Here is a 26,138-nt window from a genome sequence, read left to right as displayed (position 1 = left end):
CTGTTTATGAAAAAAAATATAATTATATTAGGCTTGATTTCTTTATTGGCCGTATCGTGCGGGGATGATTTTTTAACCACTCATCCTGGTGATAGCGTTTCTACGGATTTGGCACTGAGTACAGAGCAGGATATAGATAATGCTGTGAATGGATTGTATGATTTGATGTCCAGCTATGGCTATTATGGCGGAACCATGTTTTTTTATGGGGATATGAAAGGGGATGATATGCAGAGTTCTTATAATAGCGGGAGAACTTGTAACCGGTGTTACTTATATGATCATCGCTCTACAAGCTTAAATGCCGGATATTTATGGGGACGTCCTTTTTATATTATCCGTAATGCATGGAATGTGATCAATGCGATTGATGATGGAAAAGTGCAAGGTTCAGAGCAAAGATTAAAGGAATTGAAAGGTGAGGCGATGACTATCATGGCACTTTGCCAGTTTGACTTGACCCGTTGTTTCGGTTATCCTTATACTAAGGATAAAGGGGCCGGTTGGGGAGCTCCAATTGTAGATCATGCAATTACATTAGATGAAAATCCGCCACGCAGCACTGTTGCAAAGGATTATGAGTTCATAATCAGTACATTGGAGGAGGCTATACCTTTAATGAGTACTTCTAAAAATAACAGCCGGATGAATGCGTATGCTGCAAGAGCATTGCTGTCTCGTATTTATCTGTATCATGATGATAACGAGAAAGCGTTTCAAATGGCAAGCAACTTGATTGAAGAAGTGGAAGGAAATGGAATGTACCGTCTTTATACACGTGATGAATATGTTCCGGCATGGGATTTGAAAAATACGTTTGGTACGGAATCATTATTTGAAATTGCTAATAGTACAGATGATAATGGAGGACGAAGTTCATTGGCATATCTGATGCATTGGAATGGGTATCGTGAGATTTTTGCCACTCAGAAATTTGTGGATGAGTTATTGAGTGACCCGGAGGATATTCGCTGTCTGTTGCTGGAAAAGAATGTTTATAATAAAAATGATGTATGGTGGTTGAAGAAATGGCCGGGAACAGATGCTACGACTCCATCTTTTGAAAATAATTATGTTATTTTCCGTTTGTCTGAAGTCTATTTGAATGCGGCGGAAGCCGGAGTGAAAATAGGTGGGGCATCTGCCGTAAAAGGTTTGAATTATCTGAATGCAATTGTGCAGCGTGCTAATCCTGCAAAGGAAGTAACGGCGGCTGAATATACATTGGATAGGGTGTTGGAAGAAAGAAGTAAAGAATTGATAGGTGAGGGGCATCGTTTCTTTGATATGTTGAGAAATGGAAAGACCATTGTTCGTAAGGGAGGATATCATTTACCGGGTATCGTGGAGGAAATAGACTGGGATTATTATAAATGTGTTTTACCGATTCCAACAGACCAGTTTACATTTAGTCCTGATATGGAGCAGAATCCGGGATATACTAAAAATTAATTTTAAATAATTATTAAATGAGAGGGTGTGGTATCACACCCTTTTTTTGTGTGGACAAATTCTACATTCATGTGGATTTATTCTACAATTTTACAGACGTTCTGTTTTCTTATTTAGTTAATATACAGTGATTTGACGGATGCTTCTTGTTGTTGGCATATCTTTTGACCGGAACATGATAAATTATTATATAATTATATAAATATAAATCATGAATAAATCTAGGTATGTTTTTTTTATTTTGGCTTGTTTATTCGGTTTGTACGTGCAAGCTCAAAATAGAACAGTGAAAGGACGCGTTCTCTCAGCGGAGGATAAAGAACCATTAATTGGAGCTACTGTCAAAATACCCGGTACATCTATCGGTGTGGTGACAGATATAGATGGCAATTTCTCTCTGGAAGTTCCCGACAAAGACAAAACATTAGTGATTGAGTTTTTAGGTATGAGTACACTAACGGCGAAGATACCTGCCAATGGGGTGCTGAATGTATCTTTGCATCCGGATACACAACGATTGGATGAGGTTGTGGTGACAGGCTATGGTAATTTTTCCAAATCTTCATTTACCGGTTCGGCAAATACATTACGGGGGGACTTGTTGAAGAACGTTCCGGTTGTATCGGTAGAACAGAAGTTGCAGGGTATGACTCCGGGCGTATCCATTTCGGGAAATTCCGGTCAGCCGGGTGCTAATCAAAGTATACGTATCCGCGGTATGGGGTCATTCAATGCATCGAAAGAACCTTTGTTTGTCATTGACGGAGTACCGGTGACTTCCGGAAGCTTGAGTGGTGGCTCGGCAGATGCCGCTTACATGAATAATTCTAAAACGAATATAATGAGTACGCTGAACCCTTCGGATATTGAAAATATAACAGTCATAAAAGATGCGGCAGCGGCTTCTTTATATGGTTCACGTGCGGCAAACGGTGTGATTCTGATAACCACTAAAAAAGGTACAAAAGGACGTGCTAAGGCTACATTAAAAATGGATGGAGGCTTTTCTAATGCTGCTGTGGAATTCCGTCCGACGTTGAATGGGGAGCAGCGTAGAGAGCTAATTTATGAAGGTTTGATGAACTTTCAACAAGATGAAATAGCCAAGAATCCGGAGGCGGGATTGGCGTCGCCCACCGAGTATGCCGATTTACATATCAATGATTATGCCTCCATTCCGGAACTGGGATATACTGACTGGAGGAAGGAATTAATGCGTACGGCACATCATCAAAGTTATGAAGCGTCCGTATCGGGAGGCAATGACAAGACTACGTTCTATTCTTCATTGGGTTTTAACCGTCAGGAGGGTTTGGTGGAAAATTCTAATCTGGACAGATATACAGCTCGTTTGAATGTAACCCAGAAGGTAGGTTCCCGTGGGGAAGTGGGCGCCAATGTGATGTTCTCTCAATTGAATCAGGAAATGAATGAGGAGCGTGGATCATCTATTAATCCTTTCCTTTGTGTGGCTTTGAACACCACTCCGTCTTTTCCGGTACGTGACGCTGAAGGGAATTATGTAGGATCATATCCCAGTAGCAATGTGAATCCGTTGCGTGATATCCGTACAGATTATAACCGTACCCGCATGACACGTATGTTTTCTACAGGCTATGCTTCGATAGATATTATCAAAGGGTTGAAATTGAAAGAAACGCTTAGCTATGATTATAATATTCAGAAAGATTCCCGTTATTGGAATCCGTTGAGTGGAGCCGGAGCTAAAAGTGGTAGTGATGCACAGACGGCAAAGGGATTTATAGAATATAGTAAATTGATTTCTTCCACTTCATTGGGATATAATACGACTATAGCACAATTACACCATGTGGATGCGTTGGTAGCTTATGAAATTGAAAATTATCAGACAGACAAAGCAATGGGGGATAAATCCAAACTTCCTTCAGATTATTTGGTGGAACCGGATAATGCAGCATCATTGAACAGCTTTGTGTCTTCTACTCAGGATTCAAGAATGATTTCTTATGTATCCCGTATCAACTATGATTATGATGACCGTTACTATATTGCCGGTAGCTTCCGTCGTGACGGCAGTTCACGCCTGTCACCCGAGAACCGTTGGGGAAATTTTTGGTCTGTATCCGGTATGTGGAATGTAGGTGCGGAAAAATTTATGCAATCTATAAAGAGTGTGCTGAGTGATTTAAAGATACGTGCCTCGTATGGTGTGAATGGTAATCAGCCGGGTGCTCTTTACGGATATATGGGACTTTATTCCTACGGGCAGAATTATATGGGAGGTGGTGGATCTTATGAATCGGCATTACCGAACCCGAACCTTAAATGGGAAAAGAACTATAACTTGAATTTGGGACTCGACCTGGCATTTATCAATCGTATTTTTGTCAGCTTGGAATATTATAATCGCGATACGAAAGATTTGCTTTACAATCGTCCTATCAGTAGCACTACCGGTTTCCAAAATTATTTGGGGAACTTGGGACAACTGAATAATAGAGGTTGGGAACTGGAACTGCGTACCATAAACTTTGCCGGTAACAACTTTAATTGGACTTCTGTTTTGAATATGACCCACAATAAAAATAAGATTGTATCATTGGATGGTAAATTGGACCAGTCTATCGAGGGAAGCTGGTTTATCCATAAAGTGGGGTTGCCGTATTCTACCTTCTATGTGAAAGAATATGCGGGGGTTGATCCTCAGACAGGAAAAGCTTTGTACTATATGAATACACAGGATGCAAATGGCAATTATGACAGAACAGTGACTACTGACGCTTCTGCAGCACAGGCAATTCCTTATAAGTCTGTGGATCCGAAGATTTCAGGAGGTTTTACCAATATCGTGAATTACAAATGGTTTGATCTGGCATTGACATTGACTTATTCTTTAGGAGGATATTCTTTTGACAAAACCGGAACTTATAATGAAACCGACGGTGCAAAAGAGCAGAACTATAACTTGCCCATTTATGAATTGGATCGTTGGCAAAAGCCGGGTGATGTGACGGATGTACCCCGATTTGTACTTGGCCAGGCGGCAGGACCGCAGAATTCATCCCGTTATGTACATAGCACGGATCATTTACGTGTAAAGAACTTGACTTTGGGCTTTACATTGCCGGATCAGTGGCTGACCAAACTGGGTGTCAGTAAAGCAAGATTGTACTTCTCAGGCAGTAACTTGTTGACGTGGGCAAAGTGGGACCAGTATGATCCGGAAGTACCTGTTTCCGGTGAAGTATTTTGTGAAACACCTCCTATGCGTACTTACAGTTTTGGAATAGAAGTCTCATTTTAATGAATCTCCTTTAAATTAGAACGAAATGAAAAAAATATATTTATCGATTGTTGCGGCTGTATCATTGATGTTTGTTTCGTGTACTGCTGATTGGCTGAATACAGATCCTTCTACGGCAGTTCCCAGTGATGATGCCATTAAAAATATAGATGATGCACAGGTGGCATTGAATGGTATATACCGATTAGCATCCGCACATAGTTATTATGGTGATAATTATCTTTATTATGCTGATTGTCGTGGAGAAGATGTGCAGGCACGTATTAATAAAGGAGCAGGCCGCAGGGTTTCGCCTTACTATTTCTTTGATGTTACGGCGGATGATAATTTTAATATAACCCTTGTCTGGAACCAACCCTATAAAGTGATCCATCAGGCTAACAGTCTGATAGAAAAGTTGGATGCCGGAAATGCGGGGAATGCCAGGCCGGAAGAAGTGGCACGGATTAAATCGGAGGCACTGGCAATGAGAGGACTGGCTTTATTTGATCTGACCCGTTTGTTCGGTATGCCTTATACTTTGGATAATGGGGCTTCTTTAGGAGTTCCTATTGAGATTCAGACTACCTTGGAAGATCATGCTCCGGAACGTAACACAGTGGCACAATGTTACGAACAAGTGCTAAAGGACTTGAACGATGCGTTGGGAGGACTGACAAAGGAAAAACATGATGCCTATATGAATTATTGGAGTGTGAAAGCTTTGCTTTCCCGGGTGTATCTGTATATGAATGACAATGAAAATGCATTGAAATGTGCAGAAGAAGTAATCAATGACAATGGGGGAATTTACCGGCTTTTTACTCATGACGAATATCCTTCTGTATGGGGAAAAGACTTTAACTCTGAGTCTTTGTTTGAATTCTATTTTACGATGTCTGAACCTTCAGGCGGTTCGGGAGGAGAAGGGGCGCCGATGGTGTATGCCGATAATGTGAAAGATTGGAATAACCTGATTCTGACAAAGGCTTATTTGGATTTGCTGAATGAAGACCCTGAAGATGTGCGCCATGTATTTCCTCATTTGCCGGAAAATGCCGTTGCGGATACATTGCCTGTAGCTGCCAAAGGTCAACCGAAATATCTGATTAAATATCCGGGGAAATCGGGCAGTGTGACCGATGCTGTTTCTACAGTCAATCCACAGGATAATGATCTTTGTATTCTCCGTTTATCCGAGGTCTATTTGAATGCTGCGGAAGCTGCTTTTAAAATCGGCAATACGGAAAAAGCATTGACATATCTGAATGCGATAGTTACCCGTGCCAATCCGGCGAAATCCGTAACATCTGCTGATCTCAGCCTGGAGCGCATTCTGAAAGAAAGACGTAAAGAACTGGTAGGTGAAGGTCATGCTTTCTTTGATTATATGCGTAATGGCAAGTCGGTGGACCGTTCGGGAGGCTGGCATCTGACTATGCCTGAAGATGCCCGTGTCATTGCTCCTTCAGACCCTAGGGTGGCACTTCCTATTCCACAAACAGAAATTGATGCTAATCCGAATATAGTTCAAAATCCTAGATAATTGTTTTGTCCATGTTAAGTTTGCCCTTCTTTTCGATGATGATATCGGAGAGAAGGGTTTTCTTTTTACAATTTATATGGTACAAAATCATATTTCGTCCGTCTTCATTTGAAAAGAAAGACCAAAAATATGAGATTATATGGATTGTTACTGTGCGGATGGATGACGGTATCCTTACAGGCCCAACAAATACATGATTGGGAGAATCATCATGTATTACAGATTAATAGGGAACCGGCAAGGGCTGCTTTTGTGCCTTTTGCCAAGCAGAAGGGGGATTGTTCGATGAGTCTGGACGGGATGTGGAAATTCCGGTGGACTCCTGTGCCTTCCGAACGGATAACGGATTTTTACCGCACGGACTTTAATGACAAGGATTGGAAAGATTTTCCGGTTCCTGCCAATTGGGAAATCAACGGATACGGAACGCCTATTTATGTATCGGCAGGATATCCGTTTAAAATAGATCCTCCACGGGTGATGGGGGAGCCTAAAGCTTCGTATACCACCTACAAGGAGCGTAATCCGGTGGGGCAATACCGGCGTACTTTCACGCTGCCCGCCGGGTGGAAGGCAAATGGGCAGACTTTTCTTCGCTTTGAAGGAGTGATGAGTGCTTTTTATGTGTGGATAAACGGTGAACGTATAGGTTATAGCCAGGGAAGTATGGAACCTAGTGAGTTCAATATCACCCGCTGGTTGAAACCGGGAGAGAACCAAATCGCTCTGGAAGTTTATCGGTATAGTGACGGATCTTATCTGGAAGATCAGGATTTTTGGCGTTTTGGAGGTGTTCATCGCAGTATTCATTTGGTGCATACTCCGGATATCCGTATCCGTGACTATGTAGTGCGCACTCTGCCTGCTGTTCAGGGGAATTATCAAGATTTCCGACTGCTGATTGATCCGCAGCTCAGCGTTTACCGGGGAATGGACGGTAAAGGTTATACGTTGCAGGCGGTGCTGAAGGATGCGGATGGAAGGGAAGTAGTGAATATGGTTGGCAATGTGGAAGATATCTTGGATTTGGAGCATAAGGCGGCACGGATGAATGAATGGTATCCGCAACGTGGTCCACGTAAGATGGGACGTATATCCGCCGTTATAAAATCTCCGCAACGTTGGACAGCCGAAACTCCTTATTTATATAAGTTGGAACTTCGTTTACAGAATGCAAACGGACAGACCATAGAGCAAGTGGAACAGCCGGTAGGTTTTCGTTGTATTGAAATAAAGGACGGACAAATGTTGGTTAACGGTAATTCGGTCCGTTTTCGTGGGGTAAACCGTCATGAACACGATCCGTATACGGCACGCGTGATGAGTGAGGAGAGGATGTTGCAGGATATATTGCTGATGAAACAAGCCAATGTGAATGCAGTCCGTACCAGTCACTATCCCAATGTGAGCCGTTGGTATGAACTGTGCGACAGCTTGGGACTGTATGTGATGGATGAGGCGGATATAGAAGAGCACGGATTACGTGGAACATTGGCTAGTACACCCGATTGGCACGCCGCTTTTCTGGATCGTGCGGTACGTATGGCGGAACGCGATAAAAATCATCCTTCGGTAGTGATGTGGAGCATGGGAAATGAAAGTGGTTACGGACCTAATTTTGCTGCTATTTCGGCTTGGCTACATGATTTTGATCCTACACGTCCCGTACACTATGAAGGAGCTCAGGGAGTAAACGGAGAACCCGACCCGAAAACAGTGGATGTAATCAGCCGTTTCTATACCCGTGTGAAACAGGAGTATCTGAATCCCGGCATTCCCGAAGGGGAGGACAAGGAACGGGCGGAGAACGCACGTTGGGAACGCTTGTTGGAAATAGCGGAACGCACGAATGATAACCGTCCTGTGATGACCAGCGAATATGCACATTGTATGGGGAATGCTTTAGGTAATTTCAAGGAATATTGGGATGAGATTTATAGTAACCCACGTATGCTGGGCGGCTTTATATGGGACTGGGTGGATCAAGGTATTTATAAGATATTGCCGGATGGCCGCCGGATGGTGGCGTATGGCGGTGACTTTGGTGATCGGCCTAATTTAAAGGCTTTCTGTTTTAATGGTGTGGTGATGAGTGACCGCGAAACTACGCCTAAATATTGGGAGGTGAAGAAAGTATATGCTCCGGTTAAATTGGAAATGGAAAAAGATCTTCAGGTTTTTCCAAAAGAACAAGATGTTTTGCCCAAAGGATTAAGAGTTACGAACCGTAATCATCACATTGGTCTGGAAGGATATCGCTGTCTGTGGACTTTGATAGAGAACGGGAAGAAGATGAAACAAGGGGAACTGGCGCTTCCATCGGTGGCACCCGGTGAAACAGGAACGATGGCTTTGCCCGATGTTAAGATTAATAAACAGGCTGATGTTCGATTGAATGTAAGTATAGTATTGAAAGAAGATGCTTTATGGGCGAAGGCCGGGCATGAGATTTTAAAGGAACAGTTTGCCTTGAATGATCATTTGATGGCGGTGGCTGACGGTGTACAACCGGGTAAACGTAAAAGTAAGTTTTCTGTTTTGGATTTATGGGAAGATAGTTATTTTCAAGCTTTCCGTGCTCCGACGGATAATGATAAAAGTTTCGGTAACTGGTTGGCCAAGGATTGGAAGAATCAGGGATTGGATGCTCCTCAAGTAGAGGTAATTACTCCCGAAACGAAAACTCAGGAAACAGATGGAACCGTATCGAAGAAATCGGTTGTGGAATATCGTTATGCCAAAGGTAGCATCCGTGTTTCTTCCCATTATAAAATATATGTGGATGGAACGGTGGATCTGGAACAGACTTATCTGCCACAAGGAGAATTGCCGGAATTGCCTCGTCTGGGCAGTGCATTTGTATTGGGAGAAGAATATGAGAACCTTTCCTGGTACGGTCGTGGCCCGTGGGAAAACTATCCCGACCGTAAGACGTCCTGTCTGATAGGTAGATGGAACAGCAAGGTGAGTGAACAGTACACACATTACCCGCGTCCGCAGGACAGTGGCAATCACGAGGATGTTACCGAGGTGATTCTAACCAATAAACAGGGTAAAGGCGTCCGTGTGACCGCCATAGACCGGCCATTTTCATTTTCGGCCTTACATTATACCGTGGATGATATTTATAAAACAACTCATGATTGTGACTTGAAACCACGAAAGGAGGTTGTTCTCAGCCTGGATGCTGCGGTTTTAGGTTTAGGAAACAGTAGTTGTGGTCCGGGAGTGCTGAAGAAATACGCCATTGATAAGCAGAAATCTCATACTTTGCGGGTACGCTTCAGTCTTATAAAATGATGTATGGCAAAAGGTTTGAATAGGCGACGGCGACATATCTTTCCGGTGGCAGACAGAAATATAGAATTAAATTAAAAATCAAATATCAAAATGAAAAGAGCAACAACTTTTTTATCACTCCTTGCTTTATCGGCAGGTTTGTTGGCGCAATCTTCCGTAAAAACAGAACGCCAATACTTGTCAGGACGTGGCTGTGATGATATGGTACAATGGGATTTCATGTGTACCGGTGGTAATAATTCCGGAAAATGGACGAAAATCGGAGTACCTTCTTGTTGGGAACTGCAAGGATTCGGTACTTATCAATATGGCATGAAATTCTATGGTAAGGCTTTTCCTGAAGGAGTAGCTGACGAACAAGGTTTGTATAAATATGAATTTGAGTTGCCTGCCGAATGGAATGGTAAACAGATAGAGCTGGTATTTGAAGGCTCTATGACTGATACGCAGGTAAAGATAAACGGTCGTAAAGCCGGCTCCATGCATCAGGGAGCTTTTTACCGCTTTATTTATAATGTGAGTGACCGGGTATTTTTCGGATCGAAAAAAAAGAATGTACTTGAAGTAACTGTAAGCAAGGAAAGTGCGAATGCTGGGGTTAATTTGGCAGAACGTCGTGCTGATTATTGGAATTTCGGAGGTATTTTCCGTCCTGTGTTTATCGTGGCGAAACCGGCTCAAAATATAGATCGTCTGGTAATAGATGCGAAGGCGGATGGGAATTTCTATGCCGATTGTTTTCTGAATATGGCAGTAGAAGGTGCTAGGGTACATACTGTCATAACAGATGCTAAAGAGAAAAAAGTGGCCGAAAATACTTCGGATGTCCGTACGGGCAGCGACCATGCTTCGATTAATTTCGCAGTAAAATCTCCTGAATTATGGACGGCTGAAACTCCGGCCATGTATCAGGCTACCTTTACACTGCTTGATAAAGCAGGCAAAACATTGCATGTTGAAAATCAGAAATTTGGTTTCCGTACCATTGAAACACGTGAAAGTGACGGATTGTATATCAACGGTCGGCGTGTGATGATTAAAGGGGTGAATCGTCATAGTTTCCGTCCTGAAAGCGGACGTACACTGAGCAAGGCAAAGAACATTGAAGATGTATTGCTGATCAAGAGCATGAACATGAATGCCGTCCGCCTGAGTCATTATCCTGCCGATCCCGAATTTTTTGAAGCTTGTGACTCGCTGGGGCTTTATGTAATGGATGAGTTAAGCGGCTGGCATGGCAAGCACGAAACCATCAACGGGCAGAAGCTGGTAAAAGAAATGATTACCCGTGATGTAAACCATCCGTGTATTATCTGGTGGAGCAATGGTAATGAAAAAGGCTGGAATACTGAACTGGATGGTGAATTCCATAAATATGATCCTCAGAAACGTCCGGTGCTTCATCCGCAAGGCAACTTCAGTGGATATGAAACCATGCACTATCGTTCTTACGGAGAAAGCCAGAACTATATGCGTCTGCCGGAAATATTTATGCCGACCGAGTTTCTGCATGGATTGTACGATGGAGGACACGGAGCCGGACTGTATGATTATTGGGAAATGATGCGTAAGCATCCCCGTTGTGCCGGAGGTTTCCTTTGGGTACTGGCCGATGAGGGCGTGAAGCGTGTGGATATGAATGGATTCATTGACAACTGCGGCAATTATGGAGCCGATGGCATTGTAGGTCCGCATCACGAAAAAGAGGGCAGTTACTTTACCATCAAGCAGGTGTGGTGTCCTATTCAAATCATGACCGATAGCCTTGACAGTCAGTTTGACGGCAAACTGAAAATAGAGAACCGTTACGATTTCCTGAATGCGAATACATGCCGTTTCACTTATAAATATGTGCAATTGCCTTCTGTAACCGATAAGGGGGGAATGAAAGTGATGAAACAGGGAGAGGTGAACTGTCCCGACATTCCTGCTCACGGTGCGGGTACACTGACTATTCCTGCGGCTGTCAAGGGGGCCCATGCTTTGATGCTGACAGTAACGGATAAGCAGGGGAATGATCTCTTTACGTGGAGTTATAAACTGGACGACGTTGCCGGATTGCAGCAGGCTTCTGCCGGAAACAAGCCTTCTTATAAAGAAACTGCCGATGCATTGACGGTGGATGCCGGAGGACGTACATTTACTTTTTCTCAGAAAGACGGACAACTGAAGGGGGTAAAGGTTGGAAGCCGTATCATCAGTCTGGCAAATGGTCCTCGTTTTATTGCCGCCAAGCGTTCGGACCGTTCTATGGACCAGTTTTATAACCATGATGACAAAGAGGCTGAAAAGAAGAAAACCCAATACACTACATTTGATGATGCCGGTCGTTTTACAGGTTTTACCGTGCGTGAAGAAGGCAATAACGTAGTGGTTACCGCTAACTACAAACTGGGATGTTTTGATCAGGCTGTATGGACTATCGCTCCTGACGGTACCGCTGCTATAGACTTTACATACAACTTCAGCGGTGTAGTGGATTTGATGGGGGTGATGTTTGATTATCCGGAAGATAAAGTGTTGAGCAAGCGTTGGGTAGGTGACGGTCCTTACCGTGTATGGCAGAACCGTCTGCATGGTCCGCAGTTGGGCGTATGGGAAAATGAGTATAATGATCCCATTCCTGCCGAAAGCTTTACTTATCCCGAATTTAAAGGGTACTTTGCTAATGTGCAATGGATGACTTTGAAAACGCAGGAAGGAACGATAAGTATCTGTAACCGTACTCCTCAGAATTATGTAGGGGTTTATCAGCCTCGCGACGGTCGTGACGGCTTGCTTTATACTTTCCCGGCTACCGGCATCAGTCTGATGAAAGTAATTCCTCCGGTTCGTAATAAAGTGAATACGACAGATTTGATAGGTCCGTCTTCACAAGCATTTTGGGCTGATGGAGCATATGGGGGAAGTATCACGTTAAAATTTGAATAACAGTGAAAAAATAGATTGTAAAGGGAAGAGGAACTTTGTTTATTCTTCCCTTTTCTTTTTTTATTTGGCTTGAACTCTCTATATTTGAAAAATTGAGTACAAATTACAACTTTATTCGTTTATCATTAAATATAGAATAAATAGCTTATGAAGATAAAACATCTGTTTGTATCCATATTGCTGGCAACCGGATTCCAACCGATGATAGCACAATCCGCTTTACGGCAACAGTTTGTAAATTCATCCGTACAGGAAGCTCGTCCCTGGACTTTCTGGTATTGGATGTTTGGCGCTGTAACTCCCGAAGGCATTACCGCCGATCTGGAAGCCATGCACCGTGTAGGTTTGGGTGGAGCCTATCTGATGCCCATCAAGGGAGTGGAGCAGGGACCTCAATACGAAGGGAAAGCCCAGCAGCTTACCCCCGAATGGTGGCGTATGGTCACTCATAGTATGAAAGAGGCCGACAGGCTGGGAATGCAACTGGGCATGCACATCTGTGACGGCTTTGCCTTGGCGGGAGGTCCTTGGATGACTCCCGAAGAATCCATGCAAAAAGTGGTATGGAGTGACACCATTGTGAACGGTGGAAATATCCGGAATCTCACTTTGCCCATGCCCGAAGCACTGGATGGCTATTATGAAGATATCGTTACCTACGCCATTCCATTGGAGCGTCAGCCTGAGGATACTTCATTGAAGCCGAAGGTAACTTTCGGCAATTTGAAACAGGCCGTTATCAAAGATGAATCCAAGGCTGTGAACAGGGATGAGAAAGGAGTCTTCCGTTCCTCTTATCCTTGTTGGATTCAGTATGAATATGCAGAACCTGTGACTTGCAGCAACGTGGAAATTATTTTGGGAGGAAATAACTACCAGGCACATCGCCTGAAAGTATTGGCCAGTGAGGACGGACGGACGTTCAAAACAGTGAAGCAACTGGTCCCTGCCCGGCAGGGATGGCAGAATACGGATTTCCAGTCCACTCATGCCATCCCCCCTGTTACCGCCCGTTACTTCCGTTTTGAGTGGACTCCCGTGGGAAGCGAACCGGGTAGTGAGGATCTGGATGCAGCTAAATGGAAACCGAATTTGAAAATCAATGATATAGTCCTTCATACGGCTCCGCGTATTCATCAGTGGGAGGGAAAAGCAGGACTGGTGTGGCGTGTGGCTACTGCTACTACTTCGACGGAAATACCCGATGCGGCTTGTGTGCAACCGGATGAATTGATCAATCTCCCTTTGTATCAGGGCAGGCTGACCGCCCGTTTACCCGAAGGTAAATGGCGTATTCTCCGCATGGGACATACGGCAACCGGACATGTGAATGCTACTGCCGGAGGAGGTAAAGGATTGGAATGCGACAAGTTCAGCACCAAGGCTGTTCAGAAACAGTTCTCGAACTGGTTTGCGGAAATGTTCAAAAAGACGGATGAAGCCGTGGCACGCCGTGTATTGAAATATATGCACGTAGACAGTTGGGAGTGTGGCAGTCAGAACTGGAGTGATAACTTTGCGGCGGAATTTAAGAAACGCCGTGGATATGATTTGATGCCTTATCTTCCTTTGCTGGCAGGTATTCCGATGGAAAGTGCCGCCCGCAGTGAGCAGATATTGCGGGATGTCCGTACCACCATCGGAGAACTGGTGACTGATGTGTTCTACACTGTATTGGCAGACTGTGCCCGTCAATACGATTGCCGGTTCTCTGCCGAGTGCGTAGCTCCTACTATGGTCAGTGACGGATTGATGCATTATCAGAAAGTGGATCTGCCTATGGGGGAATTTTGGCTGAACAGTCCTACGCACGATAAACCCAATGATATGCTGGATGCCATCAGTGGCGCGCATATTTATGGAAAGAATATTATCCAGGCCGAAGGCTTTACTGAAATTCGTGGCGTATGGGATGAAGACCCTGCCATGCTGAAACCTTTGCTGGACCGTAACTATGCACTGGGTATCAATAAACTCTTCTTTCATGTCTATACCCATAATCCTTGGATGAACCGCCGTCCCGGTATGACCTTGGACGGCATCGGACTCTTCTTCCAGCGCGACCAGACCTGGTGGGAGGAAGGGAAATCTTTTGTAGATTACATCACCCGTTGCCAGACTTTGTTGCAATACGGTCATCCGGTGGTTGATATCGCCGTCTTTACCGGTGAAGAGATGCCGCGACGTTCCATTTTGCCCGAACGGTTAGTTTCGATGCTTCCCGGTATCTATGGAGCCGAACGGGTGGAAAGCGAACGGATTCGGCTGGCTAATGAAGGTCAACCCACCCGTGTGCGTCCTGTCGGTGTTACCCATTCGGCAAACATGGCCGATCCCGAAGACTGGGTGAACCCGATGCGTGGTTATGCCTACGATTCTTTTAACAAAGACGCTCTGTTACGTTTGGCAAAAGCGGAGAATGGAAGAATGGTACTTCCGGGAGGAGCTTCTTATAAAGTATTGGTGCTTCCTACAGCCCGTCCTATGAATCCTGATAACCTGCCGTTGTCTCCTGAGGCACAGGCAAAAGTAGAGGAACTCCGCGCGGCAGGTGTCATTATTCCGCAATTGCCTTATCGGGAAGATGATTTTTCTTCTTTCGGTGTGGAACGGGATGTACTTCTTCCTGCTGATGTGGCATATACTCATCGGAGCGGGGAAGAGTATGAGATTTATTTTGTGGCTAATCAGGTGGACAGTTTGCGTACATTCAACGCTTCTTTCCGCATTGCAGGGCGCACGCCTGAATTGTGGAATGCGGTAACAGGAACCATTACCCGTCCGGCACAATGGAAAGAAGCGGACGGCCGTACCGAAGTCGCTTTGTCTTTGCCAGCCAATGGCTCTGTATTTGTCGTATTCCCCAAAGAATCTTCAGAAGTTTCTCCGGAACGGATCGAAAGGGAACCTGTATCCATATCGATCAAGGAATGGACAGTAACATTCCCTTCCGTGCGCAAAACTGTCACTCGTCCGGTATTATTTGACTGGAGTAAGGAAGAGGATGAAAAAATAAAATATTATTCCGGACATGCCACTTACAGAGGGCTATTCAGATGGAAGAATGAACAGGACGGAAGAATTATTCTTCGGTTGGGTAAAGTAGCCAATGTAGCGACTGTACGTGTCAACAGCATTGCATGCGGTACGGCTTGGACAGCTCCATACGAAGTGGACATTACCGATGCGCTTCGTAACGGAACCAATGTCTTGGAAGTGGAGGTGGTGAATACCTGGGCGAATGCGCTCCGTGGAGCAGATCAGGATAAAGCGCCTTTTGAGGGGATATGGACGAATGCAAAATTCCGTCTGCCTGGAGATGGTTTGTTACCTGCCGGATGGATGGGACCTTGCGAGTTTTTTAAAACTAAAGAATAATGCTAATCACACATAACATGAAAAATAAGAAACTACTACTGGGCATTGCTTGGGCATGGTTGACTTGCCTGTCGGCAAATGCGGAAGTGAAATTGCCCGCTTTCTTTTCAGACGGCATGGTGATGCAACAGCAGACTCGTGCCAATTTATGGGGAACTGCTACTCCCAATGCACCGGTGAAAATTACAACAAGTTGGGATAAACAAACCTATAAAACGACTGCCGATGCAAAAGGCGCGTGGAAACTTGCTTTATCCACCCCCTCTGCCGGAGGCCCTTACACGATCACTTTTGATGATGGAAAGCTGACCGAAATACGTGATATCCTGATGGGGGAATTATGGTTATGCTCCGGTCAGAGTAATATGGAAATGCCCATGAAAGGTTTTAAAAACCAGCCGGTGGAGAATAGCAATACAGATGTGATGAACAGCCGTAATCCGCAACTCCGCCTGTTCACCGTAAAGCGCTCTTCCTCTTTTACTCCGAAAACAGATGTGGTGGGAACCTGGCAGGAAGCTGTTCCGGCAACTGTGCGTGAGTTTAGTGCTACTGCTTATTACTTCGGTCGGATGATACAACAGCAGTTGAATATCCCTGTGGGTTTGATTGTGGCTTCTTGGGGAGGTTCTGCCTGTGAAGCCTGGATGCATCCGGATTGGTTGAAGGCATTTCCCGAAGCAAAGATTCCCCAATCGGAAGCCGATATCAAGTCAAAGAACCGTACTCCGACTGTACTCTATAACGGTATGCTTCATCCGCTCATCGGATTAGCCATGCGTGGAGTTATCTGGTATCAGGGGGAAGATAACTATAACCGGGCTTCTACTTATGCCGATATGTTCAGTGCACTGATACGCGGGTGGCGCGAAGAATGGCAGCAAGGGGAATTTCCCTTCTATTATTGTCAAATTGCACCTTATGATTATGGAATTATTACTGAGCCTGGCAAGAATGTGATAAATTCTGCTTATCTTCGCGAACAACAAGCTATGGTAGAACACCGGGTGGGCAATAGTGGTATGACTGTATTGTTGGACGCAGGAATGAAAACGGGGATTCATCCGGGTAAAAAGAAGGTGGCAGGAGAACGTCTGGCGCGTTTGGCATTGGTAAAAACTTACGGAATGAAAGGTGTTACGGCCGAAAGTCCTTACTATACAGGAATGGAAGTAAAGAATGATACGGTAATAGTCAGTTTTGATCGGGCACCGATGTGGATAAATTGTAAAGACCGTTTTGAATCATATAACTTTCAGGTTGCAGGTAAAGATCGGGTTTTTTATCCTGCTAAAGCGTGGATACAGAGAAGTAAAATGCTTGTAAAGAGCGAGAGAGTACCTCATCCGGTGGCAGTTCGTTATGGCTTCGAGAATTATGTGGAGGGAGATTTGTTTGGTGAAGATTTACCTGTATCGTCTTTCCGTTCCGATGACTGGTAAAAACAGAAAAAAATGAAGAATATCTTTACGTTTTTATTATTAGTGTTTATTGGCGGGCAGTTTCTGTGGGGACAGCCTGCCAATTTGGTTTGGAATACTCAAAGCCGGAATGCTTCGGAGTCTATGCCCTGCGGGGGTGGTGATATTGGCATGAATGTATGGGTAGAGAATGACGATGTTCTGTTCTACCTTAGTCGTAGTGGTTCTTTTGACGAGAATAACTGTCTGCTGAAGCAGGGTCGGTTTCGTGTGAGGCTCACTCCGAACCCTTTTGCCGGAACGGCTTCTTTTCGGCAGACTCTGCATCTTAATGATGGCTATGTCAGCGTAAGTAGTGATAATGCCACTCTAATTATTTGGGTGGATGTGTTTCATCCTGTGGTACATGTTGAGGTGAAAACGAAGGAACTGACTTCCATGCGTGTGAATTTTGAAAGCTGGCGTTATGAAGATCGTCCGGTGCGTAAAGGGGAAGGGCAGCAATGCTCTTACAAATGGGCCATTCCTGATGGATTGATGACTAGGCGTGACTCTGTCTGTGTGGAAGAAGATAATTTTACTTTTTTTCATCGCAATCCTGAACGTACTATTTTTGATGTGGTAGTGGACCAGCAGGGAATGAATGAAGTGAAGGAACAACTGTATAATCCTTTGAAGAATTTGATTTTTGGGGGGCGTTTATCAGGTGATAATCTGGTTTATAACGGTACACGCCGTGGACATTATGCAGGTACTGAGTATCTGGCATGGATGTACAAAAGCAAGAAACCTACTTATAAGCAGTCTGCACGGATTGTTCTGAATACGGAACAAAGTACGGTTCCTGCATGGGAAGCATCCTTGGCCCGCACTGAGAAGGAAATAAATGTATCCAAAGACAAACAGGCTACCCGCCGTTGGTGGAATGATTTTTGGAAACGTAGCTTTATTGAGGGGGAAGGTGAAGCGGGAGATGCTATCCGTAACTATACACTGTTCCGCTATATGTTGGGATGTAACGCCTATAGTCAGTGGCCTACCAAGTTTAACGGGGGACTGTTTACTTTTGATCCTATGTATGTAGATCAGAAAATGGAATTTACCCCTGATTTCCGGAAATGGGGAGGAGGAACCATGACTGCACAGAATCAGCGTCTGGTTTATTGGCCCATGCTGAAAAGCGGTGACTTTGACTTGATGAAATCACAATTTGACTTTTATCTGCGTTTGTTGCCGACAGCCGAAGCACGTACCCGTACCTATTGGGGACATGCCGGTGCCTGTTTCACCGAACAAATGGAGAACTTCGGTCTGCCCAATCCTGCCGAGTATGGCTTTAAACGTCCTGAAAGCTATGACAGGGGGTTGGAATATAATGCATGGCTGGAATACGAATGGGATACGGTTCTTGAATTTTGTCAGATGATACTGGAAACGGCACGTTATAATGAGGCTGATATCAGCCGTTATATCCCTTTGATAGAAAGCTCACTTAATTTCTTTGATGAGCATTATCGTCAACTGGCATTACAGCGTGGACGTAAGGATTTAGATGGTAACGGCAAACTGGTGATTTATCCGGGATCGGCTTGTGAAACTTATAAGATGGCTTATAATCCATCCTCAACCATTGCCGCGCTGCGCTCTGTTTTACAAACCTACGGACGTAAACCGGACATGCTGGCACGTATTCCTGAGATCCCTTTGCGCATAGTGGATGGGAAGGAAATGATTGCTCCGGCACAGGCTTGGGAACGGGTGAACAATATAGAAACTCCCCAGCTTTATGCTGTATTTCCCTGGCGTATGTATGGAGTGGGGAAGGAAGGTCTGGAAATAGCCCGTAATACCTATCTATATGATCCCGATGCACAGAAATTCCGTTCACATACCGGATGGAAACAAGATAATATCTGGGCTGCCTGTCTGGGTATGACTGAGGAGGCTGCACAACTTACCTTACAGAAAATGGCAAACGGACCTCATCGTTTCCCTGCTTTTTGGGGACCGGGCTATGACTGGACGCCTGATCATAACTGGGGAGGCAGCGGCATGATAGGTATGCAGGAAATGCTGTTGCAGGAAGCCGATGGAAAGATTTTATTGTTTCCTGCTTGGCCCAAAGATTGGGATGTGCATTTCAAATTGCATGCTACAGGACAGACTACTGTAGAGGCTGTTCTAAAAGGGGGGACGGTGGTTGGCTTGACCGTATTACCTAAAGAACGGGAGAAAGATGTAGTAAATTGTTTGCTGAATAAATAATTTAAGGGTAAGGAGGTGTGTTTTGTAAATTCACCTCCTACTTCTTTGTACATACTCGATTGGGAACTTGTCACTCCTTTTGTTTTTCTATTCTTATCTATTTGTATGGCAATCAGTGCCGGAACATTGTTTGATGGCTTTGGTTATCTTTGTTGAGTAAACAAGAACTAAAATGTCCGATGCTTTGTTCTTACTATCATAAATAGATTTAAAATGGTTATGAAAAAGATTTTGATAGCTTTGGCCTTATTGCTGACAGGCATTGCAAGCGGATCGGCATGTACCGGTATTTCATTCCTCGCTGAAGATGGCGGATATGTGCAGGCACGTACTATAGAGTGGGGGGACAGTTATCTTCCGAGTGAATATGTTATTGTTCCCAGAGGACAGGATTTGGTATCTTATACTCCAACGGGTGTAAATGGCTTGAGATTTCGGGCTAAATATGGTCTGGTAGGACTGGCTATCATTCAGAAAGAGTTTGTGGCTGAAGGACTGAATGAAGTAGGGCTTTCGGCTGGATTGTTTTATTTTCCCCATTATGGGAAGTATGAAGAATATGATGAGGCTCAAAATGCAATTACTTTGTCGGATTTGCAGGTGGTGAACTGGATGCTTTCCCAATTTGCTACTATAGACGAAGTGAGAGAAGCTATAGAAGGGGTGAAGGTGGTGTCTCTTGATAAACCTGGTAAAAGTTCTACGGTACATTGGCGCATTGGCGATGCTAAAGGAAATCAAATGGTGTTGGAATTTGTAGGTGGTGTTCCTTATTTTTATGAAAATAAAGTAGGAGTACTCACCAATTCTCCCGATTTTCCATGGCAGGTGACTAACTTGAATAATTATGTAAATCTATATCCGGGAGCTGTCACTCCACAGCAATGGGGTGGGGTGACTATTTTCCCTTTTGGCGCAGGTGCCGGATTTCATGGCATTCCGGGGGATGTAACTCCTCCATCCCGTTTTGTTCGTGTAGCGTTTTATAAGGCAACAGCTCCGGTGTGTCCTACAGCGTATGACGCTATATTACAAAGCTTTCATATCCTGAATAATTTTGATATTCCTATCGGTATAGAATATGCATTAGGGAAAGCACCTGATATTCCTAGTGCCACACAATGGACTTCGGCTATTGATTTGACAAACAGGAAAGTGTATTATAAAACAGCATACAATAACAATATTCGTTGTATTAGTATGAAGAAGATTGATTTTGATAAAGTGAAGTATCAGTCGTATCCATTGGATAAGGAGTTGAAACAGCCTGTAGAAGAGATTATTGTGAAATAGTGCAAGGGCTTGGAAACTGTTGGCGGAAGTACATGGAAGTTTTAATTGCAATGAATGAATAATGGATAAAATGCATTTTTTTTAGAAAAAAGTTCTAGAAATGTTTGCAGATACAAAAATAAACTGTACCTTTGCACTCGCAATTCGGAAGAATAGCAATAATAAAGGATTGATTCGCTAGCTCAGCAGGTAGAGCACAACACTTTTAATGTTGGGGTCCTGGGTTCGAGCCCCAGGCGGATCACTTAGGAGAAATGAAAATACTCCGACAAACTAAGACAGAAAAAAGACCTCAAAAAGCCACCCTGTGAAGATTAATCGTTACTAATTCGTTACGGTTTTCCGTTACGATAAAAACCGTAACGAATTTATAGGTAAGTCGCTCATTTGTCGAATATTGTGGAAAAACCACTCAACTTTGACCCTTTTGGCCACGCAGAATTATCCCTTTTGGCTAAAATATGATTGACCCTTTTGGCTAAAATAGTGTTGCCCACTTGCTTCACCTATAATTATAGTTTTTTTGTGTAGATTTGAGTACCCTTGTCCTGGTGTAACGGGGGAGAAAATAAAATCTATACAAATGAATAAACGAATCAAAAACATTTTAAGATGTTATGCGGCTGGCATAGGAATCAAGGAAACGGCATCTACGTTTCATATTTCCCGTAATACAGTCCGCAAATATGTCCGCTTATTCCTTTCAAGCGGCAAGAGTATTGAACAGCTTCTTTCCCTGCCCAATGGACAGTTGGATGAACTGTTCGGCTGCACGGATACCCGGCATCGGGAGCCTTCATCCAAAAGGATTGAATTGGAGGTCTTGCTTCCCGGATATGTATCTCGTCTGTCACGCAAAGGTATGAGTGTCCGAAAACTGTTCAAGGAGTACCATACCGAATATCCGGACGGCTATCAGTTGTCTTCCTTCAAACGGATTGTCAGCGAATACAGGTTTCACATTAAGGTTGTCGGTCATGTAGAGCACTATGCTGCAGAGCAGATGTATATTGACTTTGCCGGTGACAGACTTGAAGTTGTTGATGAAATGACGGGCGAGACGAAGAAATCCGAGGTATTTGTTGCCATCCTTCCGTTCAGCCATTATACCTACTGCGAAGCCGTATGGTCGCAACGCAAGGAAGACCTGATAAAGGCATGCGAGAATGCCATTCAATATTTTGAAGGTGTTCCTGCGGCTATCGTCCCCGACAATCTGAAGGCTGCCGTCACACGAAGCGACCGCAACGAACCTGTCATCAATGATGATTTCGCCGCTTTTGCCGAATATTACGGCTGTGTGGTCTATCCTGCTCGTGTGCGTCACCCCAAGGACAAGGCTTTGGTAGAAAATGCCGTAAAGCTCCTCTACCGTTCCATTTACCTTGATATAGAGGGAATGACATTTTCCAGTTTGGAGGAACTCAATACCGCTATCCATATTTCCTTGCTTGATTTCAATGAAAAGGTGATGGCCGGACGGGAGATGTCACGCAAGGAAATATTCCTTCATGGAGAGAAGGATTATCTTCGTCCGCTTCCCGTGAAACGCTACGTAATGAAAGAAAGGAAACTGATGACCGTGGGAAAGAACTCTTACGTTTCCTTGTTCAAGCACCATTACAGTGTTCCAAAAGAGTATGTAGGCAGGCGCATGACGATTCTCTATGATGCCGACACGGTGTAAATCTATTGTGGAATGAACCTTGTCGCCACCCACGACCGCTGTGACATTCCTTACACTTATTCCTGGAAAAAGGAGCACAACCTGCCTGGTCATTATGGTCCCTATGACAAGGACTTGGAGGAACTCTTTCAACGTGCCTCGGAAATAGACAACATCGTATTGAACTATCTTCGGGAAGTGGAGCGTGTCATGCAATATCCACCCAAAGCGTTCAGGTCATGCCGTGGCATCATGACACTGGAGAAGAAATACGGCCGTGACCGTCTAGTTGCGGCTTGCGCATGTGCGGATCAGAAATTGCAATACGGATACCAAGCCTTGCGCGAGGTGCTTGAACTGGGAGAAGATGTGGATTTCCTTCCTGATGAGGACGGAAAAGTACAGTCCAACGTGACTTCCCAGATTCCATTGACCCACAAAAATATACGTGGACGTGAATATTACAAAAAAGACAAACAATAAAACTATTATTTATGGAAGTAAACAATAAAACAGTTCCCGTTACGGGACAACAAGACCAGAATACCATATCACTGGATTTAATGAACCGTATGAAATTGCATGGTATGGCAGAGGCTTTCAGGGAAAGTCTTGCCGGCACCACTCCGCAATCCATGACTGCGGACACGTTCCTTTCCATGCTCCTTGCACGCGAATGGGACTATCGCTCCCAGGCTGCCATTGCACGGCTCACCAAAAATGCGGCATTCCGCTACAAGGCTTATATTGAGCAGATTGACTATGCCACGAACCGGGGACTGGACCGCAATCAGATGGAACGTCTCGCCACCCTTGATTTTGTGCATAAGGCACAGAACCTTTTCATTACTGGTTCTTCCGGAACGGGAAAAAGCTATTTGGCCTGTGCCCTTGGACACGAAGCATGCAAAAGGGGATTCCGTACCTTCTATGCCAATGCTCCGAAACTGCTCGGTGCGCTGAAAGTCGCCAAAGTAAAAGGTACACTTGAAGCGGAACTCAAGAAGATTGAGCGTTGCCAGCTACTCATTCTTGACGACTTGTTTATTGTACCACTTGACGCCAAAGAGCGTCCCATACTGCTTGAAATTATTGAGGATAGGCATGAACGGAAATCTGTCATCATCACATCGCAGTATCCATCCTCCAACTGGTATGACATGGTAGGTGATCCAACAATAGCCGATGCAATCCTTGACCGCATCATACATACGGCCCATACTATAGAATTATATGGTGAAAGTATGCGAAAATTAAAATCTAAGAAAAACGAGAATTTTTAAAAGGGTAAAATAATATTGCCCCCCAACACCAGGACTTTAAAGGGTCAATCATATAGTACAAAAAGGTGGGCAAATCTTGCGTGGCCAAAAGGGTCAAAGTTGAGTGGCTTTTCCAGCAGAAGCTATTTTCTCAAAAAGCCTATTTTTCAATAACTTTGCTCTACTTTTCCATATCTCACCGATTATTGCTACCTTTGCTTTGTAATTTTTAAATTTATATTTCTATGAAAAAAGTATTTAAACCTATGTTAGTTTTAGCTTTTATTACATTAGTTAGTTATAATGTATATTCCTCATAACAGGAAGTAACAGTTTCAGATTTAGCTTTATCTAATGCGGAAGCATTAGCCACTGGTGAAGAGAGTTCAAACTATGGTCCTGCTGACCAAGTAAAATGTGCAGGTGGGCTACACAAAAAAATTTGTTTATGTAAACTAGGCTATCCTGCATGTACTGAAACAAAGTGTTATTAAAGTTTCAATTTTATGTTTTTACGCGACAAAAGCATTGTATACTTTCTTATAATCGCAAATTTAATTTTAGCGATAGCATGTACTAATAATACAAAACAGGTGCATCAAAATAGTTTTTGTACTTTTGATGTGCCTGTTGTAGATACTCTATTGATTTCAAGTGACTATGGTAATTTTAAGCAAATCAGCAATAACACAGCTACAACTGATTTTGTAATATTACAAGAAGATGATAACACTATGTTTGCAGACATCAATCAAGTGATTGATGCATTTGGAAAATATTTCATTATCGATACATATGGAAGTCGGACTGTTGTTTCATTTGATCACAATGGCAAGCCTTTAGCTTCTTATGGCAAACATGGGAATGCTCCAGATGAATATATTTATCCGTGGGATGTTGATGTCAGTGTTGAATATATATATATTAGATGTATCTCAACGGAAGCTACTAAGATATAATCATATAGGCGATTATATTGACAGCAAAAAAATTCCATTTGAAAGCAGGGGATTTATTCTTTTAAACAATAATAAGATTTTATTCAACCTAGAACCATCGGAAGATACAAACAATTATCAACTCTGTATAACAGATTCTACTTTAAAGCCGTTAAAGTATATGTTGTGTTATCCTGATAAATATGTTGGTGGTTGGGTAACTAACGATGTTTTTCTGAGAAACAATAATGGTATATCTTATTATAATTCTCCTGCTGATACAATATATCGTTTGGATTATGATGGAAATTTAGTTGGAAAACGGCTGCTAAGTTTCGCAAATGGTACAATTGATGAATCTGCAAAGTTAAATTTCGTTGGTGCAGAACAACAAGGAAAGCTTACAAATGGGATGCATCTGCTTAATAATCCTTTTGAACTACCTAACGGAATATGTGTTATGGAAGTTACTGATTACTCAAATAAAGGAGCATATGTAGTAACATTAAATCCTGGCAAAAAGCTGCACAGAGCAGAAAAATTTGCAGACCACATGTCAATATATGATGTAATAGTGCCTTGTGCTTTAAGTAGAAATAATCAAGTTATTAGTTATTTGGACCGGGAGCTTGCAGAAAAATGTTATGATTTTGATATGATGCCAGACAGCTTAGTCAAGGCTCTAGACGAGGGAAACAGATTGTTGGTAATATATAATATTCATTAAATCAATATGAACAAAGTTATACCTGCTTTTATCTGCGTAGCTTTTATACTAATGCTTACGGGATGTAAAAAGAAAAAATTCAATGATGCAATATATGATACTATAGGGCAAAAGATAGAAATGGATATACATAAACAAGATCCAACACAATTCACAATACTTCGCTATATTGATAATCCCCCATGTACATCATATCAACTAAAGTTGGGAGAATGGAAAGTATATTACAAAAAGATGAAGAAGATGTTTGGTGATAAAGTAGGATTATATTTTCTTACTGAAACAAAAAATATAGAAGACGCTAAATTTCTTTTTAAAATATATGGATTTGATAATGTTTCAGTAGTAGATTCTTCAATGAATTTCTATAAAACTCACAATCTAAACCCGATATTAGGAAAAGATGTTGTCTTCTTATTAGATTCAACTAATATTATTTTAGCTATTGGGAATCCGATTGAAAATCTAAAAATAGATTAGTGTCATATTTGATCATTTATCTAAAAAGGGACATTCAGTAAATCTATAAAATTGAAGGTGTGTCGTAATGCACGATGCACCTCTTTTTTGTTCATCACTATACAAATCGGTTTATTTTCTTCAAGCTGCGATAATTCGAAGATTTCTTTGATTTATGTGTTCCCAGCATCTAAAAACAGCAGTTGTAAGCTCATAAAACAGTCTAATCAGCCAG

11 protein-coding genes, 1 tRNA gene and 2 pseudogenes are annotated in these 26,138 nt (G+C 43.2%); all 14 read left to right on the top strand.

The genetic code is table 11. From position 1 onward, the window contains the following. Positions 1–6 precede the first annotated feature (6 nt). The 14 genes and pseudogenes from RE317_RS01915 (at position 7) to RE317_RS01845 (ending at position 25,924) form a co-directional block, all read left to right on the top strand. Positions 7–1,452: a RagB/SusD family nutrient uptake outer membrane protein gene (locus RE317_RS01915; protein ID WP_005848097.1), complete on the top strand. Its 1,446-nt coding sequence runs from the start codon at positions 7–9 to the stop codon at positions 1,450–1,452. Between the two features lie 211 nt (positions 1,453–1,663). Further along, positions 1,664–4,738: a TonB-dependent receptor gene (locus RE317_RS01910; protein WP_005848095.1), complete on the top strand. Its 3,075-nt coding sequence runs from the start codon at positions 1,664–1,666 to the stop codon at positions 4,736–4,738. A 25-nt stretch (positions 4,739–4,763) separates the two neighbouring features. Beyond that, on the top strand, positions 4,764–6,263 hold the full coding sequence (locus RE317_RS01905) for a RagB/SusD family nutrient uptake outer membrane protein (RefSeq protein WP_011965700.1): 1,500 nt from the start codon (positions 4,764–4,766) through the stop codon (positions 6,261–6,263). A 129-nt stretch (positions 6,264–6,392) separates the two neighbouring features. After that, the gene (locus RE317_RS01900) at positions 6,393–9,563 is read left to right on the top strand and encodes a glycoside hydrolase family 2 TIM barrel-domain containing protein (protein WP_011965701.1); all 3,171 of its coding nucleotides are present in this window, start codon (positions 6,393–6,395) and stop codon (positions 9,561–9,563) included. Between the two features lie 90 nt (positions 9,564–9,653). Next, entirely contained in the window at positions 9,654–12,494 is a 2,841-nt protein-coding gene (locus RE317_RS01895) for a glycoside hydrolase family 2 (RefSeq protein WP_016270248.1), read from the top strand. A gap of 147 nt (positions 12,495–12,641) precedes the next feature. After that, on the top strand, positions 12,642–15,872 hold the full coding sequence (locus RE317_RS01890) for a glycosyl hydrolase (RefSeq protein ID WP_117889351.1): 3,231 nt from the start codon (positions 12,642–12,644) through the stop codon (positions 15,870–15,872). Positions 15,873–15,889: 17 nt separating this feature from the next. Then, entirely contained in the window at positions 15,890–17,314 is a 1,425-nt protein-coding gene (locus RE317_RS01885) for a sialate O-acetylesterase (protein WP_085930337.1), read from the top strand. A gap of 12 nt (positions 17,315–17,326) precedes the next feature. Further along, positions 17,327–19,558 carry a DUF5703 domain-containing protein gene (locus RE317_RS01880; protein ID WP_005848088.1) on the top strand — a complete coding sequence of 744 codons (2,232 nt, stop codon included), beginning with the start codon at positions 17,327–17,329 and terminating at the stop codon, positions 19,556–19,558. A gap of 213 nt (positions 19,559–19,771) precedes the next feature. Then, a complete protein-coding gene (locus RE317_RS01875; protein ID WP_005848086.1) occupies positions 19,772–20,851 on the top strand; it encodes a linear amide C-N hydrolase in 1,080 nt (359 codons plus the stop codon). 171 nt (positions 20,852–21,022) lie between these two features. Next, positions 21,023–21,095, top strand: a tRNA-Lys gene (locus RE317_RS01870). A 339-nt stretch (positions 21,096–21,434) separates the two neighbouring features. After that, positions 21,435–23,000, top strand: a pseudogene (gene istA / locus RE317_RS01865) (IS21 family transposase). An 11-nt stretch (positions 23,001–23,011) separates the two neighbouring features. Then, entirely contained in the window at positions 23,012–23,800 is a 789-nt protein-coding gene (gene istB / locus RE317_RS01860; RefSeq protein ID WP_005848084.1) for an IS21-like element helper ATPase IstB, read from the top strand. 485 nt (positions 23,801–24,285) lie between these two features. Then, positions 24,286–25,444: pseudogene (locus RE317_RS01850) on the top strand (6-bladed beta-propeller). Between the two features lie 6 nt (positions 25,445–25,450). Then, complete coding sequence (locus RE317_RS01845) at positions 25,451–25,924, top strand: hypothetical protein (protein ID WP_005848081.1); 474 nt, start codon at positions 25,451–25,453, stop codon at positions 25,922–25,924. The last annotated feature ends 214 nt before the right edge of the window (positions 25,925–26,138 follow it).

Origin of the sequence: Phocaeicola sp. GP0067 (assembly GCF_031119655.1) — a bacterium.
GTDB classification, from domain to species: Bacteria; Bacteroidota; Bacteroidia; order Bacteroidales; family Bacteroidaceae; genus Phocaeicola; species Phocaeicola vulgatus.
Note: the sequence above shows the minus strand (reverse complement) of the source record. Positions and strands in the feature narration are given on the sequence as shown.